14 protein-coding genes are annotated in these 14,289 nt (G+C 64.1%); 6 read left to right on the top strand and 8 right to left on the bottom strand.

Features of this window, described 5'->3' with window-relative positions:
• Position 1: 1 nt before the first annotated feature.
• From ACTS1Z_RS10695 to ACTS1Z_RS10685, 3 genes are read right to left on the bottom strand one after another with little or no spacing between them, the layout of a single operon-like run.
• Entirely contained in the window at positions 2 to 958 is a 957-nt protein-coding gene (locus tag ACTS1Z_RS10695; protein ID WP_442624446.1) for an AAA family ATPase, read from the bottom strand.
• The gene (locus tag ACTS1Z_RS10690; RefSeq protein ID WP_442624445.1) at positions 948 to 2,147 is read right to left on the bottom strand and encodes a DUF4350 domain-containing protein; all 1,200 of its coding nucleotides are present in this window, start codon (positions 2,145 to 2,147) and stop codon (positions 948 to 950) included. Before ACTS1Z_RS10690 ends, ACTS1Z_RS10695 begins: the two co-directional genes overlap by 11 nt.
• Complete coding sequence (locus ACTS1Z_RS10685; RefSeq protein WP_442624444.1) at positions 2,144 to 2,788, bottom strand: DUF4129 domain-containing protein; 645 nt, start codon at positions 2,786 to 2,788, stop codon at positions 2,144 to 2,146. The genes ACTS1Z_RS10690 and ACTS1Z_RS10685 overlap by 4 nt, the downstream gene beginning before the upstream one ends.
• Before the next feature lie 115 nt (positions 2,789 to 2,903).
• On the opposite strand from ACTS1Z_RS10685, the gene ACTS1Z_RS10680 reads away from it, so the two are divergent.
• Together ACTS1Z_RS10680 and ACTS1Z_RS10675 are read left to right on the top strand one after the other, a co-directional pair.
• Positions 2,904 to 3,809, top strand: a complete 906-nt coding sequence (locus ACTS1Z_RS10680) for a hypothetical protein (protein ID WP_442624443.1) — start codon at positions 2,904 to 2,906, stop codon at positions 3,807 to 3,809.
• Between the two features lie 69 nt (positions 3,810 to 3,878).
• On the top strand, positions 3,879 to 4,883 hold the full coding sequence (locus tag ACTS1Z_RS10675; RefSeq protein WP_442624442.1) for a fumarylacetoacetate hydrolase family protein: 1,005 nt from the start codon (positions 3,879 to 3,881) through the stop codon (positions 4,881 to 4,883).
• A gap of 63 nt (positions 4,884 to 4,946) precedes the next feature.
• Here ACTS1Z_RS10675 and ACTS1Z_RS10670 read toward each other — a convergent pair whose 3' ends face one another.
• Entirely contained in the window at positions 4,947 to 5,375 is a 429-nt protein-coding gene (locus tag ACTS1Z_RS10670; RefSeq protein WP_442624441.1) for a DUF2147 domain-containing protein, read from the bottom strand.
• A gap of 109 nt (positions 5,376 to 5,484) precedes the next feature.
• Between ACTS1Z_RS10670 and ACTS1Z_RS10665 the strand changes: the two genes are divergently transcribed.
• Positions 5,485 to 6,363 (top strand): S-methyl-5'-thioadenosine phosphorylase, encoded by an 879-nt coding sequence (locus tag ACTS1Z_RS10665; protein WP_442624440.1) that lies wholly within the window; start codon positions 5,485 to 5,487, stop codon positions 6,361 to 6,363.
• Between the two features lie 142 nt (positions 6,364 to 6,505).
• On the opposite strand, the gene ACTS1Z_RS10660 is transcribed toward ACTS1Z_RS10665, so the two are convergent.
• Entirely contained in the window at positions 6,506 to 7,345 is an 840-nt protein-coding gene (locus ACTS1Z_RS10660; protein ID WP_442624478.1) for a radical SAM protein, read from the bottom strand.
• Between the two features lie 189 nt (positions 7,346 to 7,534).
• Complete coding sequence (locus ACTS1Z_RS10655; protein WP_442624439.1) at positions 7,535 to 8,950, bottom strand: dihydrolipoyl dehydrogenase family protein; 1,416 nt, start codon at positions 8,948 to 8,950, stop codon at positions 7,535 to 7,537.
• A gap of 175 nt (positions 8,951 to 9,125) precedes the next feature.
• Here ACTS1Z_RS10655 and ACTS1Z_RS10650 point away from each other — a divergent pair, with 175 nt between their 5' ends.
• The 3 genes from ACTS1Z_RS10650 (at position 9,126) to ACTS1Z_RS10640 (ending at position 12,276) form a co-directional block, all read left to right on the top strand.
• Positions 9,126 to 10,169 (top strand): methyltransferase domain-containing protein, encoded by a 1,044-nt coding sequence (locus ACTS1Z_RS10650; protein ID WP_442624438.1) that lies wholly within the window; start codon positions 9,126 to 9,128, stop codon positions 10,167 to 10,169.
• 1 nt (position 10,170) lies between these two features.
• The gene (locus ACTS1Z_RS10645; protein WP_442624437.1) at positions 10,171 to 11,256 is read left to right on the top strand and encodes an SDR family oxidoreductase; all 1,086 of its coding nucleotides are present in this window, start codon (positions 10,171 to 10,173) and stop codon (positions 11,254 to 11,256) included.
• A gap of 216 nt (positions 11,257 to 11,472) precedes the next feature.
• A complete protein-coding gene (locus tag ACTS1Z_RS10640; RefSeq protein WP_442624436.1) occupies positions 11,473 to 12,276 on the top strand; it encodes an arginyltransferase in 804 nt (267 codons plus the stop codon).
• Positions 12,277 to 12,591: 315 nt separating this feature from the next.
• Here the strand turns inward: ACTS1Z_RS10640 and ACTS1Z_RS10635 are convergent, their stop codons facing one another.
• Together ACTS1Z_RS10635 and ACTS1Z_RS10630 are read right to left on the bottom strand one after the other, a co-directional pair.
• The gene (locus ACTS1Z_RS10635; protein ID WP_442624435.1) at positions 12,592 to 13,347 is read right to left on the bottom strand and encodes a peptidase; all 756 of its coding nucleotides are present in this window, start codon (positions 13,345 to 13,347) and stop codon (positions 12,592 to 12,594) included.
• A 106-nt stretch (positions 13,348 to 13,453) separates the two neighbouring features.
• On the bottom strand, positions 13,454 to 14,278 hold the full coding sequence (locus ACTS1Z_RS10630) for a transglutaminase family protein (RefSeq protein WP_442624434.1): 825 nt from the start codon (positions 14,276 to 14,278) through the stop codon (positions 13,454 to 13,456).
• Positions 14,279 to 14,289 lie beyond the last annotated feature (11 nt).

Below are 14,289 nucleotides of genomic sequence, written 5' to 3'. Positions count from 1 at the left end.
GTCACCGCGGCGCCTCGACCTGCTCGATCAGGTTGGCCACGATGCCGTCGGCATCGCGTCCGTCGATCTCGGGGGCGGCGGACAGGATTACGCGATGGCGCAGCACGGCAGGCGCCAGCGCCTTCACATCGTCGGGGATCACATAGTCGCGCCCGTCCAGCGCGGCGGCGGCTCGCGCGGCGCTTGCGAGCATCGCCGCCGCACGCGGACTGGCCCCGGCGTCGAGATCGGCGGTTTCGCGCGTCGCCCGGATCAGCGCGACGATATAGTTAGTGATATCGGGCACAAGCTTCACCGTGGCCGCCGCTTCGATGGCGGCCGCGATGGCACCCCCGTCCGCCTTGCATTCGATCTCGAAATCGCTCGCCTTGGGCGCGCCGAACCGGCTGCCATGCACGGCGACGATCTTCTGTTCTTCCTCCTCGCTCGGATAGCCGACGGCGAGCTTGAACAGAAACCGGTCGAGCTGCGCTTCGGGTAGCGGATAGACGCCCTGTTGCTCGATCGGGTTTTGCGTCGCGACCACCATGAAACGGTCGGACAGCCGATGCGTCTCGCCGTCGATCGTCACCGCGCGTTCCTGCATCGCTTCGAGCAGGGCCGCCTGGCTCTTGGGCGGCGTGCGGTTGATCTCGTCGGCAAGCAGCAGCTCGCAGAAGATCGGGCCGCGCGTGAGCTTGAACTCGCTGGTCTGGAAGTTGAACAGGTTGGCGCCGATGATATCGCTCGGCATCAGGTCCGGCGTGAACTGGATGCGCCCGAAATCGAGGCCGAGCGCGCGCGAGAAGCATTGGGCGAGAAAGGTCTTCGCCGTGCCCGGCGGGCCTTCGAGCAGGCAATGGCCGGAAGAGAAGAGCGCGATCAGCAGATGATCGACAATCTCTTCCTGCCCGACGATCGCCTTGGCGATTTCGGCGCGAATGCTTTCGCCGAGCGGCTTGATGTCTTCAACCTTCATGGGTGACGGCCTTTCTCCAGTCGTAAAGCGCCTGTGCGGCGGCAAGTATCTCGTGCCGGCCCGTCGCGCGTTCGGCGGCGCGGGCCAGCGATGTAAAGGACGGCATGGTCTTGGGACCCAGCCCGTCGAGCCAGCGGTCCAGCGCTTCGCCCTCGAGTTCGCGCGGATTGCCGATCGCGGAGATGGCTGCCTCGCGCGCCATCGCGGCATAGCGTTCGCTCGACAGATGCTCGCGCCGGGCGAGACGCAGCAGTTCGGCGCTATTGTCGACAAGCGCGCGCTTGCCGAAGGCGATGGCGCGGCCGGGTCTGAGTTCCGGGCCGAAGCGGTAGATCGCCTGGAAGGCGGCGAGCAGCGCGGCGGCGAGCAGGCAGAGCGTCAAGGCAAGGAAGGGCGGTTCGAAGGCGAGCGTCAGCAGGTTGCGTGCGCCGCCAAAGCCGTTGGCGACCAGCTCGAACCGATAGGGGCCGTTCGTCTCGTTGAGCGCGCCGAGCAGTTGCAGCGCGGCCCGCGCGCTTTCGGTATCGGCGAGCGCCAGGTTGTTGAGCAGGTCGGGGTCGGCAAGGATGTAGATCTGCCGATCTTCAAGCTGGCCGAGCACGATCTCGGATTTGTCAGTCCGGATCACTGGAATGAGGCCGTCGCCCGATATCGTTTGCAAGCTTTCCGGCGCCATAAGCGCAAGGCTCGGGGACAGGCCGGTCCGCAGCCGGGTGTCGCTGTCGGTCGTGCTCGTCGAAACGCTGAATTGTCCGAGATCGGAGAGTAGCGGCGCTGCACTCCCGCCGATGCCGGAATCCAGCCACTGCACGCGGTCGCGTTCGTTTGGCACCGGAAAGGTCGCCCATTTCGGCAGTATGATCAGCAGCGGTCCCCAGCCATTTTCCGTAAGGGCGTATACCCGCTCGCGATTGCTGATCTGTTCCAGCGTGACGATCGTCAGCCCGGCATCGGGAAAAGAGTCTTCCTGCCGAATATAACCGACATCCGCGCCCGTTTCCTCAAGCAGCGTGTAGACGCCACGAAATCCCACGGCCGATGTCGAGAGGCTGTGCGCGCGCCCGTCCCGTCCGCTTCGGATCTCCGGCGCATAGGCGGTCAGCAACAGGAACGCTCCAAAGCCGATAATACCCGCGATCACGAGCAGGATCACCGTTTTCGCGCTGAAGGGTGATGCCGTCTCGGTCATGTCCAGCTCTTCCCGAAGGCGAATTCCTCATAGGCGGAGCGCGCTTCGCGCCAGCCCGATTCGTCGACCGGGCGCGCCGCGAATATGCCGCGCTCGACGACGCGCGCAATGGACGAAAAGGCGGACCGGGCGGGTGCGGGCAGTGCAGGCGCCCTTGCGATGTCCCGGCTGGTCAGCGCGGGGCGGAGAAAATCGGGCAGCCGTTCCTCGATATCGGCGACGCTGCGGAACAGCAGCAGATGCGCGGCCTCGGCATAGCGGCCCTGCTGCGCCAAAGCGTCCGCTTCGCCGAGCAAGCCCTGCGCCGCCCGGGTTTCGGGCCGCCACGTCTCGACGGTCTCTTCGTCATCATCATCGCCAGCCGGCCGGTCGGTGAAACGGCGGTAGAGCGCGCGGCCTATACTGAAAAGGATCAGCCCGCCGATCCCCACGGCCGCGATCCAGAACAGCGCCTGCCAGAAGGGGCCGAGCGTTTCGAGCCATTGCAGGAAATTCACGAGCCAGTCGGGCGGCGGGTTCCGTTCGGGCATCTCGAACCGCGTCATCTCGGTCTGGATGCGCTCGCTCTCGATCAGTTCGCGATAGGCGGCATCGAAATTCTGCGTGCCGTCTTCTGCCCTCGGCGGTGCCACAGCCGTCATGCGAACTCGTTCCCCTTGCGAGAATGGGCCTGCATAGCCCGCGCGCCGGAGCATGGCGAGAGTGGACTTTCCGCGCGTCTTACCGGAATGTTCGCGGCCGATACGGGAGGACGATATGGAATCGGAAGCCGGCCAGCAGCCGCGGTTCAGCTTCGGCAAGACGGTGTCGGACATGTTCGGCAGTATCGGCCGCAATCTCCTCGTGCTCGCGATACTCGCGGTGCTGCTGGCGGGCGTGCCCAACGCCATCTATTCGGGCGTCGCGATGCAGAGCATGGGGCTGATGGTCGGCGCGCAAAGCTTTTTCGACGGCGATTTTCTAAGCTTTTTCGGTCCGGCGATGATCATCGGCTGGGTAATCACGATCTGCGCCGCGGTGGCCGCGCAGGCCGCGATGACGGCGGTGGTGCTGGCGGACCTGCGCGGCGGCCGGCTCGACTTCGGCGCGGCGATCAGGGAAGGGCTGCGCTATTTCTTCCCGGTCCTCGGGATCACGATCATCTATTATCTCGCGGCCGGCGCGATCGTCGCACTGCCGATGCTCGGCATATTCGGGGTCATGGGCGGAATGGCGAGCGGCGACGCCGCGGCGCTCGGCGCAGTCTTCTCGATCTTCTTTCTCTTTCTGATCGTCATCATTCCCGCCCTGCTGTTTCTGGTCGTCGTCTGGATCGCCGCCGTGCCCGCCGCGATGGAGGAACGGATCGGCGTGTTCGCGAGCCTCGGGCGCAGCTGGTCGCTGACGCGCGGCTATCGCTGGAAGATATTGGCGATGGTGCTGCTCTATTTTGTCGTCCTGATGATGGTGTCCGGCACGATCAGCGCGGCGACCATGCCGGCGATGATGTTCTCTCCGGCGGAAACTTCGCTGGACGGTATGATACCCTATCTGATGGCCCAGTCGCTGCTCGGCGCACTGACGCTCGTCATCACCTATCCGGCGATCGCTGCGGTCTATTTCAATCTGCGCAATGCGAAGGAGGGCGTGTTCGAACAGGGCGTCGCCGATATATTCGAATAGCGCGAAACGGATTTGGACGCGGATGCGTTGGCCCGTTATGGACCGGTAACGAAAAATCAGGAGACACAGATGAAATTGGGATCGCTCAAGGGCGGCCGCGACGGCAGGCTCGTCGTCGTCAGCCATGATCTCGCCTGGTGCGCGGACGCATCGCATATCGCGCCGACTTTGCAGGCCGCGCTCGACGAGTGGGAAGACCGCGCGCCGCTGCTCGAAAATCTCGCCACCGATCTCGCGCACGACGCGATCCCCAAGGAGCGGTTTCACGAGCGCGAAGCCGCCTCGCCGCTGCCGCGCGCCTATCAATGGGCGGACGGCTCGGCCTACGTCAATCACGTTGTCCTCGTGCGCAAAGCGCGCGGGGCGGAGATTCCGGACAGTTTCTGGGAAGACCCGCTGATGTATCAGGGCGGATCGGACGGCTTTATCGGGCCGCGCGATCCGATTCCCCTGCCCGACGAGGAATGGGGCTGCGATCTCGAGGCCGAGATCGTCGTCGTCACCGGCGACGTGGCACAGGGCGCCAGTCGCGAGGAGGCGCTGGGCAGCATCCGGCTCGTCGGCCTCGTCAACGATGTTTCCTTACGCAACCTGATCCCGGCCGAACTCGGCAAGGGTTTCGGCTTCGTTCAGTCCAAGCCGGCGAGCGCCTTCTCGCCCGTCTTCGTGACGCCGGACGAGTTGCCGAACTGGAAAGAAGGCAAGCTGCACGGGCCGCTGATGGTGGACTTGAACGGCAAACCCTTCGGTCGCGCCGATGCGGGCGAGGACATGACCTTTGATTTCGGGACGCTCGTCGCGCATCTCGCCAAGACGCGCAATCTCGTCGCCGGATCGATTATCGGTTCGGGCACGGTATCCAATCGCGACGAGGATGGCGGTCCCGGCAAGCCGATCGACCAGGGCGGGCGCGGATACAGCTGCCTGGCCGAAGTCCGGATGGTCGAGAAAATCCTCGACGGCGAAATGAAGACGCCGTTCCTCTCGCACGGCGATACCGTGCGCATCTGGATGGAAGACGAACACGGCCATGCCACGTTCGGCACCATCGAGCAGGAGGTTGTAGAGGGTTAGAGTTCGTCAGAATTTTCCTAGCGGGCCGGTGCCGCGCTCGACCGCCAGGTCGAGTCTGACAAACTATCTCCGCGTCCAGGTCTGCGACTGGCAGATGATGCCGCCGAGCACGCAGCCGGTCACGCGCAGCGTGCCGTTGCGGTTGAGGCGCAGCCGGGCATTGTAGCTGCGGCCATTCTCCGGATCGTAGATCTGGCCGTGGCGATACTGACCGCCATCGCGGCGAAATCCGGTGAGGACGCGCACGCCCTGGATCGGGCGGTCGCGTAGATTGGGATCGGGATTGTTCACGTCGCGCTGCCCTTCTTCGACATCGACGAGAATGCGCGCGATCCGGCCGCAGATATTCGATCCGCACCGCTCGACCGCGATGATCGCGCGATTGTCCTCGGTCAGCCAGTTGCCGAGGATGCTCGATTGCGCCGAAGCGGGCGCGGCGGAGACCGCCATCATCGCCATGCAGAGTCCGGCAAGGCGCGAAATGAGTTTCATCAGCATCTCCAAGGGTTTGAATCGACAGCCGCTGAATCGCGCCTAGCCTGTTTCGCTTTCCTGGACTAGTGCCCGGACACCGGGTTGCCGACAAACGGAGGGGACGAAAATGGACGAAGGCGAATGGGTGATCGGCGTGATCGGCGGGTCCGGGCTCTATGCGATGGACGCGCTCGAAAATGCGCAGTCGATTCGGGTCGATAGCCCTTGGGGCGACGCGTCGGACGAACTTGTGATTGGCGAGATTGCCGGCAAGCGCTTCGTCTTCCTGCCGCGCCACGGCAAGGGCCATCGCATCCCGCCGAGCGACCTCAATTTCCGCGCCAATATCGATGTGCTGAAGCGGGCCGGGTGCACGGACATGCTGTCGCTCTCCGCCGTCGGCTCGCTGCGCGAGGATCTCCCGCCCGGCAACTTCGTGATCGTCGACCAGTTCATCGACCGGACCTTCGCGCGCAAAAAGAGCTTTTTCAGCACCGGGCTGGTCGCGCATGTCTCGATGGCCGATCCGGTCTGCCCGAGCCTCTCGGACCGGGCCGAGGCGGCGGCGAAAGCCGCGGGCGCCGACGTACATCGCGGCGCGACCTATCTCGCGATGGAGGGTCCGCAATTCTCCTCGCGCGCGGAGAGCGAGCTCTACCGCTCATGGGGCTGCGATGTGATCGGTATGACGGCGATGCCCGAAGCCAAGCTCGCGCGCGAGGCGGAGCTGCCCTATGCGCTCGTCGCGATGGTGACGGATTACGATTGCTGGCGCGACGGCGAGGAGCATGTCGAGGTGCACGACATTCTCGCGACGCTCTCGGCCAATGCCGACAGGGCCGCGCACACGGTCGTCGAATTCGCCAAGGCGCTGCCCGATACGCGGCCTGTCAATCCGCTGGATACCGTGCTCGACATCTCGATCATCACCGCGCCCGATGCGCGCGATCCGGCGATGCTGGCGAAGCTCGATGCGGTCGGGAAGCGGGTGTTCAAAAGCCAATAATTCCCTCTCCCCTGGCGGGAGAGGGGGATAGGGCGGACGTTGCTATAGATGAGCCGCGCCCGGCGCCTTTCCCCTCTCCAATTCCGACTAGTTCGCTGCGCTCACAAGTCTCCATATCCTCTCCCGCAAGGGGAGAGGAGGTTCAGGCCGTGCAGCTCGCGCCACCGAGGACGCAGAAGCGGGCGCAATGGGGGTGGTTCAGCGACACGTCGCGGCTGGCTTCGGCGAGCGTTTCGCCCATCTGGAAGTCGTCGCCATAGGGGAGCAGCGTGCAGGCGGTGACCATCGGCCGCGCCGCGCCTTTATGTTTGACCACCATCCGGCTCGATGCGCACATCACGCTCTTCGGATCGACATCGAGAATGCCCCAACAGGCCGTCGTGATCTCGGGCACATCCGCGCTCGCATCCATTTCGGGAAACAGGACGAGCTGCGCCGGGTCCGCCGCGTCGATCCGGATGCCGGTCTCGGCGAACAGCGCAGCATAGCCCTTGCGCGCCATCGCATCGTCTTCATGCGCGAGATGGCGGCCGGCGACGGCGATCGAAAAACTGTTGTCGGACAGCCATTGGAGACCGGCCATGCCCTTGTCCCAGCTATTGGGGCCGCGTTCGGCCTCATGCACGGCTCGCGTGTAATGATCGAGGCTGACGCGGAACGTCATCCGGTCGCCATGGCGCGCGTTCAGGTCGAGCAGCGCCTCTTCGAAGCGCCGCATCGGCCGCATCGCATTGGTCAGCACCAGCACTTCGAACCCGCGCGCAAGGCAGGTTTCGAGCATTGGCACCATGTCGCGGTTCATGAAAGGCTCGCCGCCGGTAAAGCCGATCTCGCGCGTGCCCAGCCCCTCGCGTTCGATCTCGTCGAGATACGTCTCGACTTCGGCCAGTGTCAGATAGACGAGCGCGTCATTGGTCGGCGAGCTTTCGATGTAACAGCTCTTGCAGGCGAGGTTGCAGAGCGTGCCCGTGTTGAACCACAGCGTCTCCAGCTTTTCGAGCGAGACCGTCGCGCGCGGCTCGCCCTTGGCCGTGACCGTGGGATCGCGGAACTTGGCCGGATCGAGCGGCGCGGCATCGGCGATTTCGAAAGGCGAGGGGTCTTCTAGCGGCTGGGTAGCGATGGCGGGATATCCTGTCTGGTTGGTGTGCCCATAAACGTGCGGGCGCGGCTAAAGCAAATATTTGGCGCGGAAACGTGCCCATCGTTTCGGGAGGCCACCGAATATCGTCGGCTCCCAGATCGCGAAACCGGCCTGCTTCGAGATATCCGAACGGGTCGGATAGGGGACGATCGCGCCGCCGATGGCAAAGGCGTTGGCCTTGCCGCCGATCGCCAGGCTCCAGGGCAGTAGCAGCTCGCCGGCATGCGGGCCGACGGCGGTCGCACCGAGCACCTTCTTGCCCTTGCGGATGATCTTCAGGAAGCCTTCGGATTCATTTTCCGCGCGCGCCCGGTCATTCTCGGCGAATTCCTGCTTCGTCACCGCGACGGCGTCGCCATATTTCTCGCGCGCCTGCGCTTCGGTCATGCCGACATGGCCGAGCTCGGGATCGCTATAGGTGACCCAGGGCAGGGCGGAATAATCGGCCTTGCCCGACAGGCCGAGCGCGATCTGCAGGATGACGAGCGAGCCTTCATAGCCCGAGGCATGGGTGAAGCGCGGTCCGACCCGGCAATCGCCGATCGCATAGACCTTTTTGTTGGTCGTGCGGCGGCGCGCATCGACTTCGATACCGCGCGGGCTCCACGCGATCCCGCCATTTTCAAGGCCGAAACCGGCAAAGTCGCAGGTGCGGCCCGTCGCGACGAGCAGGTGGCTCGCCTCGATGGGCTCGCCCTTGTCCGTTTCGACGCGGATGACGCCGTCGCTCTGGCCGACCTTCACGACATTGGTCTCTTCGCGAATGTCCATGCCTTCGGCGCGGAACCGGTCGACAACGATCTTCGCGGCTTCGGGATCATCCTTGCCCATCAACCGGCCGCGCTCGACGATCGTGACCTTGCTGCCCAAGCGGCGGAAGCTTTGCGCCATCTCGCAGCCGATCGGGCCGCCGCCCATAATCGCCAGATGATCGGGGCGTTCGGTCAGGCCGAAGATCGTTTCGTTGGTCAGATAATCGACGCTCTCGATGCCCTCGACCGGGGGGATGAACGGCTTGGAACCGATGGCGAGCACGATACGGGGCGCCTTCAGCGTTTGTCCGTTCACCTCGATCGTCGAACCGTCGATCATCTTCGCATAGCCGCGAATGACCTCGACGCCGAACTCTTCTTCGAAGCGTTCCTGCGAATCGTCGACCGCGATCGCATCTATCGCGCCCTGCACATGATCGTGCACGGCCTTGAAATCGATCTCCGGCTCGACATCGGCGATGCCATATTTGGCGTTCTCGCGCATTTCCTGCGCGCGCCGTGCCGCCGTGATCAGCGCCTTGGAGGGCACGCAGCCGGTGTTCAGGCAATCGCCCCCCATCGGCCCTTTCTCGATGAGCGCGACTTTCAGCCCGAACTGGGCGCAGCCGCCGGCGGCCGTGAGCCCCGCGGAGCCGGCGCCGATTACGATTACGTCATGGGTGCGTTTCATGATGCCTGTTCCCTGTCTCTGTCGCGTCCCTGTGTGTCGCGCCGTGTTGCCGCGATGTCTCGACCGGGCTTTTCGGGAAGGTTGCGATAAAGGTTACAATCGCGGTGCGTTTGTGTAACCGATCCGCAGCCTGTTCCGAAACCTTTTCCACAGACATTCCCGCCGGAGACACGCTTTGAACATCGAGAATAGCCGCGACTATTACGGACAGGTGCTGCAGGGCTCCGCCGATCTGAAAACCGACGCCTGCTGCACTATCGAGGCGCCGGCGCCGGAAATTCTCGAAGCCCTGGCCAACGTCCATCCCGATGTGAAGGCGCGCTATTATGGCTGCGGGCTGATCGCGCCCGAAGCGGCGGAGGGCATGCGCATCCTCGATCTCGGCAGCGGTTCGGGGCAGGACGCCTATCTGCTGGCGCAGCTCGCCGGGCCCGAAGGCAGCGTCGTCGGCGTCGATACGACGCCCGAACAACTCGCCGTCGCGCGCGAGCATCTCGATTGGCATGCCGAGCGGTTCGGCTATCGCAATGTCGAATTCGTCGAGGGCGATATCGAGCAGCTCGATACGCTGGGCCTCGAACCGGCGAGTTTCGACATCATCGTCTCCAACTGCGTGATCAACCTCGTCGCCGACAAGGCCAAGGTGTTCCGCGATGCGCATGCGTTGCTGAAGCCCGGCGGCGAATTCTATTTTTCGGATGTTTATGCCGAACGCCGGGTGCCCGCGCCGCTGCGCGCCGATCCCGTGCTGCATGGCGAGTGCCTGTCGGGCGCTCTCTATTGGGGCGATTTCGACAGGCTGGCGAAGGAAGCCGGCTTTCGCGATCCGCGCCTCGTGACCGACCGGCCGCTGGCGATCGGTGATCCGGCGGTCGCGGAGAAAGTGGCCGGCATCCGTTTCTTCTCGGCTACCTATCGTCTGTTCAAGCTCGACGGATTGGAGCCGGCTTGCGAAGATTATGGGCAGGCAGTCCGTTACAAGGGGACAATCCCCGGCCATGAGCGTGCCTTCATGCTGGACGGGCATCATGTCATCGAAAAGGGCCGCATGTTCGCCGTGTGCGGCAATACCTGGCGGATGCTGGCGGAGACGCGCTTTGCCGAGCATTTCGAATTTTTCGGCGATTTCTCGACCCATTATGGGATCTTCCCGGGCTGCGGCGACCTGATGCCCTATGATGCGGCGCCGGCCAGCGACGCGGTTTCGGGCTGCTGCTGAGTTGAGCTGCTATCTGGTTACCGGAGCCGCAGGGCTGCTCGGCGGCGAGATTTCGGCCGCGCTGGCCGACAAAGGCCATCGCGTCATCGGCCTCGTCCGCAAGAACCGCTTCGTCATGCATGGCGACCGGAAGCGTAGGCCGACCGAAGACTGGACCGGCGATCCGCCTGCACCCGGCGACATCCACCTGCTGCAGGGCGATGTCCGTCACCCACAGCTCGGGCTGACGCCGGACGCCTATGCACGGCTGGCCGCGCAGGTCGACTGCATCGTCCATTGCGCCGCGATCGTGCAGTTCGACGCCGACGAAACTATCTACGAGGCTGTGAACATCCGCGGCACCGGTCATATCCTCGATCTCGCCCGCGCCCGCCCCGGCACGCCGGCCGCGCTGCTGCAGGTCAGCACCGCCTATGTCTGCGGGACGCGCGACGGCGAAATCGCCGAGGATGACGCGGCCCGGCCCGAGCGTTTCTCCAACCCCTATGAGGCGAGCAAATTTTCGGCCGAGGCACAGGTGCGGCAGGCGATGGCGGACGGAGTGACTGCCGCCATCGCACGCCCGAGCATCGTGGTCGGCCGCGCGCATGACGGCGTGATCGCCGGTTTCGACACGATCTATATGGCGTTCAAGCTGCTCGCCGAGGGCCGGATCCGGACGATCCCGTCGACCCCCGATGCGACGCTGAACTTCGTGCCGCTCGATCATGCCGTCAACGGTATCGTAACCATTGCGGAGCGGATCGAGGAGGCGGCCGGGCGGACCTTTCACCTCGTCGCCGGGGCGCCGATGCCGGTTGCCGACTTCTTCGCGCTGGTGCGCGACTATCCGCAATTCTCGAACCCCGAACAGGTGTCGCCGGAAGCTTTCGACCCGGCGGCGCTCTCGCCGCTCGAACAGCGTTTCCATCGCCGCGTCGCCGCACTCTACACGAGCTACTTCCAGCGTAATCCCCTGTTTTTACAGGATAACATCGTCGAACTGACCGGCGTGAGCGGTCCCGTTGCCGATCATGCGCTGATGCGGCGGCAAATCGATTTTGCGATTCGCACCGGTTTCCTGCCCGCCGAGTCGGTCCCGGCCTGACCGTGCCTGCCGATTGCGCGCACGCGGTTACGGACCAAATCGGGACGGTTAAAATGGTTATCCACAAACGCGGTCAATCGGCATGGTTAATCTTCACAAGAAATTGCCGCCTCGGCCCGTTTTAACTCTTTTTTAGGGTAAACGGCCTTCCCAACCTCCCGCTGCGCAGTCATAAATACGTCAAACAGCAACGACCGATGCGAAGGCGGTTTTTTGGTGAGCGCACCTTTTCGATTCCCGCGATTTTTTGTGACGGCGCCCAGTCCGTGCCCCTATCTCAAGGGCCGCATGGAGCGGAAGGTGTTCACCGAACTGCGCGGTCCGCACGCCGCGGAGCTCAACGAAGCGCTCGGGCGGATCGGCTTCCGGCGCAGCCAGTCGGTCGCCTATCGGCCGAGCTGCGTGGGATGCCAAGCCTGTATCTCGGTGCGCGTGGCCGCATCGCAGTTCAAGCCCAATGCGAGCCAGCGCCGCCTGCTCCGCCGCAACGGCGATCTCGTCGTCAATGCCTGCGAGGCCTGGACGACGGAAGAGCAGTTCGCGCTGCTGCGCCGTTATCTCAAGGTTCGCCATCCCGATGGCGGTATGCACGAGATGGACGAAATGGATTTCGCCGACATGGTCGAGCAGACCCCGGTCGATACCTATATGATCGAATATCGCGAGCCGGGCGAGGGCGGCCGTCCCGGGCGGCTGGTCGGCGCCTGCCTGACCGACCGGCAGTCGGACGGGCTGTCGATGATCTACAGCTTCTTCGATCCCGACCATGCCGAGCGCAAGGGCCTCGGCAACACCATCATCCTCGATCATATCGTGCATGCGGCGAAGGCCGGGTTGCCCTATGTCTATCTCGGCTATTGGGTCGAGGGCGCGCCGCGCATGCGCTACAAGACGCGCTACAAGCCGCTCGAACGGCTTACGCCCAACGGCTGGGTGCCGTTCGATCCGGACGGACCAGATCGCGCGAAAAAGGGCGCGCCCAGCACGACCGACGCCAGGATATTCGCGCGCACCGAATAGCGTGCCTGACGCGAGGAAAAGCAGCTATCTGCTTCAGATATGTGATGGCGACTATCCCGTTCGGGGCATGTATCCGCACATCCCATCTCGTCATTCCAGCGAACGCTGGAATCTCCGGCCGCAAACACCCTGCCTATCCGCCTGAGATCCCAGCGTTCGCTGGGATGACGGGGGATCACCTGTTTGAAAGGAATAGGCCCCACACATGATCCAGCTACTCCGTTAGCCCTGAGCCTGTCGAAGGACGCTTCTCCGGCCGATAGACGCCCTTCGACAAGCTCAGGGCTGACGGCGTGTTTGAAAGATGCCCTTCTCCTAGTTGTCCGCTTTCATGAAAGGCGGCATCGGAATCGCGGCGCGCGCTTCGGCGAGCGCGATGGCCCATTGCGACGACAGCATGTTGAAATAGTCGTCGGTCTCCTCGATCCGGCGGAAATGCGCGGGCTCGCTCTCGTCTGCGGGCAGGATCGCGAGGTCTAGCGGGCGCCCGACGCTTAGGTTGGAGCGCATCGTGGAATCGAAGGACACGAGCCCGGTTTTCACCGCATCGTCGAGCGGCGTTTCATATTCGAGCGCGCGATCGAGGATCGGCTTCCCATATTTGGTTTCGCCGATCTGCATGAACGGCCGGTCCGGCTGGCAGCTGATGAAATTGCCTTCCTTGTAGATGTGATAGAGCCGCAAGGGACGGCCCTTGAACCGTCCGCCGAGCAGCATCGAGCCGGAAAAGCTGTACTGGCTGTCCTCGCCCGCCGTCTCCTTGATCTCCTCGCGCGAGATCTGCAGCGCCTCGCCGATCAGGCCCGCCACGCGATGCATGTTCGACATGCCGGAAAGGAAACGCGGTCCGTCGCTGTCGTCCTCTTCCTCCAGGCCTTCGGCGAGCAGGGCGAAGGCCGATTGCGTGACCGAGAGATTGCCCGCCGTACAGGCGATGATCGTACGCTCGTCGCTCTGCTCGAGGATATGGAGCTTCTTGTAGGAGGAGATGTTGTCGACACCGGCATTGGTGCGCGTGTCGGCGATCATCACCAACCCGTCTTTCAGCAACATTCCGAGGCAATAGGTCATGCGAATCCGCGGCAAATTTTCAGCGAATAGCGGTTAGCGGGGAAGATCGGCGGCGGATAGACTGTATCTGCGTCGAGATGTGGATCGGCGCGCGGCGCGTTCGGCGTCAATTCTGGCTTTGCGCCTGCGCCTGGGTCACGCGGACATTGACCGCGAGTTCCTCGTTGCCGCCGCCTACGCGGCGACCGGCGACCGGCGCGGCATCGCGATAGTCGAGCCCGCAGGCGAGGCGCACATAGGCGTCGTCCGGCCCGATGCCGTTCGCCGGATCGAAGCCCGTCCAGCCGATATCGGGCAGATGGGCCTCGGCCCAGGCATGGCTGGCTTCCTGATTTTCCGCGCCGTCGCGGCGATAGAGATGGCCCGAGATGTAACGGGCGGGCGTCCCCATGGCCCGCGCCGCGGCGCAGAAGATATGCGCATGATCCTGGCACACGCCCTTGTTGGCGGCGAAGGCGGTGGCTGCGTCGCGTTCGACGGCATCGAGCGTCGGCTCGAAGCGGATTTCCTCGAGCAGCCGCTGCATCAGCAGGTGCATCCGCTCGAGCGGGTCGGATTTCCTCGCTTCGATATCGGCCGCGAATTTCCGGATTGCGCTGTCGGCCTTGCTGAGCTCGGTAGAGCGGAGAAAGGCTTTTGCAGGCAGGGGCTCCGGCGCATCCTCGACCACGCCCGACCGGTCCGAAGTCAGCACCTCGCCCGATACCGAGAGCGCGACATTCTGCACCGGTCCGTCAATATAGAGCATGGTGACGTGATTGCCGAAACCGTCGCGGTGGCTGCGCAGCCGCGCGTCGCAATCGACGTCGATATGCCAGTTCATCACGGTCTGCGCGGCGAAGTTTGGCGGCGTCATCCGCAAGAGCTGGACGAGCCGGCGCTGCGGTTCGCTGAACGCGTACTCGGTGCGATGATCGATGGTGAGATGCATCTGCGCGGCGC

This window comes from Parasphingopyxis sp., from assembly GCF_052168295.1.
Classification (GTDB): Bacteria; Pseudomonadota; Alphaproteobacteria; order Sphingomonadales; family Sphingomonadaceae; genus Parasphingopyxis.
The sequence above is the reverse complement of the archived record's forward strand: the minus strand, read 5'-3'. Positions and strand labels throughout refer to the sequence as shown.

What these genes read in the sequence shown, in the direction of transcription:
- ACTS1Z_RS10695 (WP_442624446.1), bottom strand. Translation starts at nt 958, where the DNA reads ATGAAGGTTGAAGACATCAAGCCGCTCGGCGAAAGCATTCGCGCCGAA.
- ACTS1Z_RS10690 (WP_442624445.1), bottom strand. Translation starts at nt 2,147, where the DNA reads ATGACCGAGACGGCATCACCCTTCAGCGCGAAAACGGTGATCCTGCTC.
- ACTS1Z_RS10685 (WP_442624444.1), bottom strand. Translation starts at nt 2,788, where the DNA reads ATGACGGCTGTGGCACCGCCGAGGGCAGAAGACGGCACGCAGAATTTC.
- ACTS1Z_RS10680 (WP_442624443.1), top strand. Translation starts at nt 2,904, where the DNA reads ATGGAATCGGAAGCCGGCCAGCAGCCGCGGTTCAGCTTCGGCAAGACG.
- ACTS1Z_RS10675 (WP_442624442.1), top strand. Translation starts at nt 3,879, where the DNA reads ATGAAATTGGGATCGCTCAAGGGCGGCCGCGACGGCAGGCTCGTCGTC.
- ACTS1Z_RS10670 (WP_442624441.1), bottom strand. Translation starts at nt 5,375, where the DNA reads ATGAAACTCATTTCGCGCCTTGCCGGACTCTGCATGGCGATGATGGCG.
- ACTS1Z_RS10665 (WP_442624440.1), top strand. Translation starts at nt 5,485, where the DNA reads ATGGACGAAGGCGAATGGGTGATCGGCGTGATCGGCGGGTCCGGGCTC.
- ACTS1Z_RS10655 (WP_442624439.1), bottom strand. Translation starts at nt 8,950, where the DNA reads ATGAAACGCACCCATGACGTAATCGTAATCGGCGCCGGCTCCGCGGGG.
- ACTS1Z_RS10635 (WP_442624435.1), bottom strand. Translation starts at nt 13,347, where the DNA reads ATGACCTATTGCCTCGGAATGTTGCTGAAAGACGGGTTGGTGATGATC.
- ACTS1Z_RS10630 (WP_442624434.1), bottom strand. Translation starts at nt 14,278, where the DNA reads ATGCATCTCACCATCGATCATCGCACCGAGTACGCGTTCAGCGAACCG.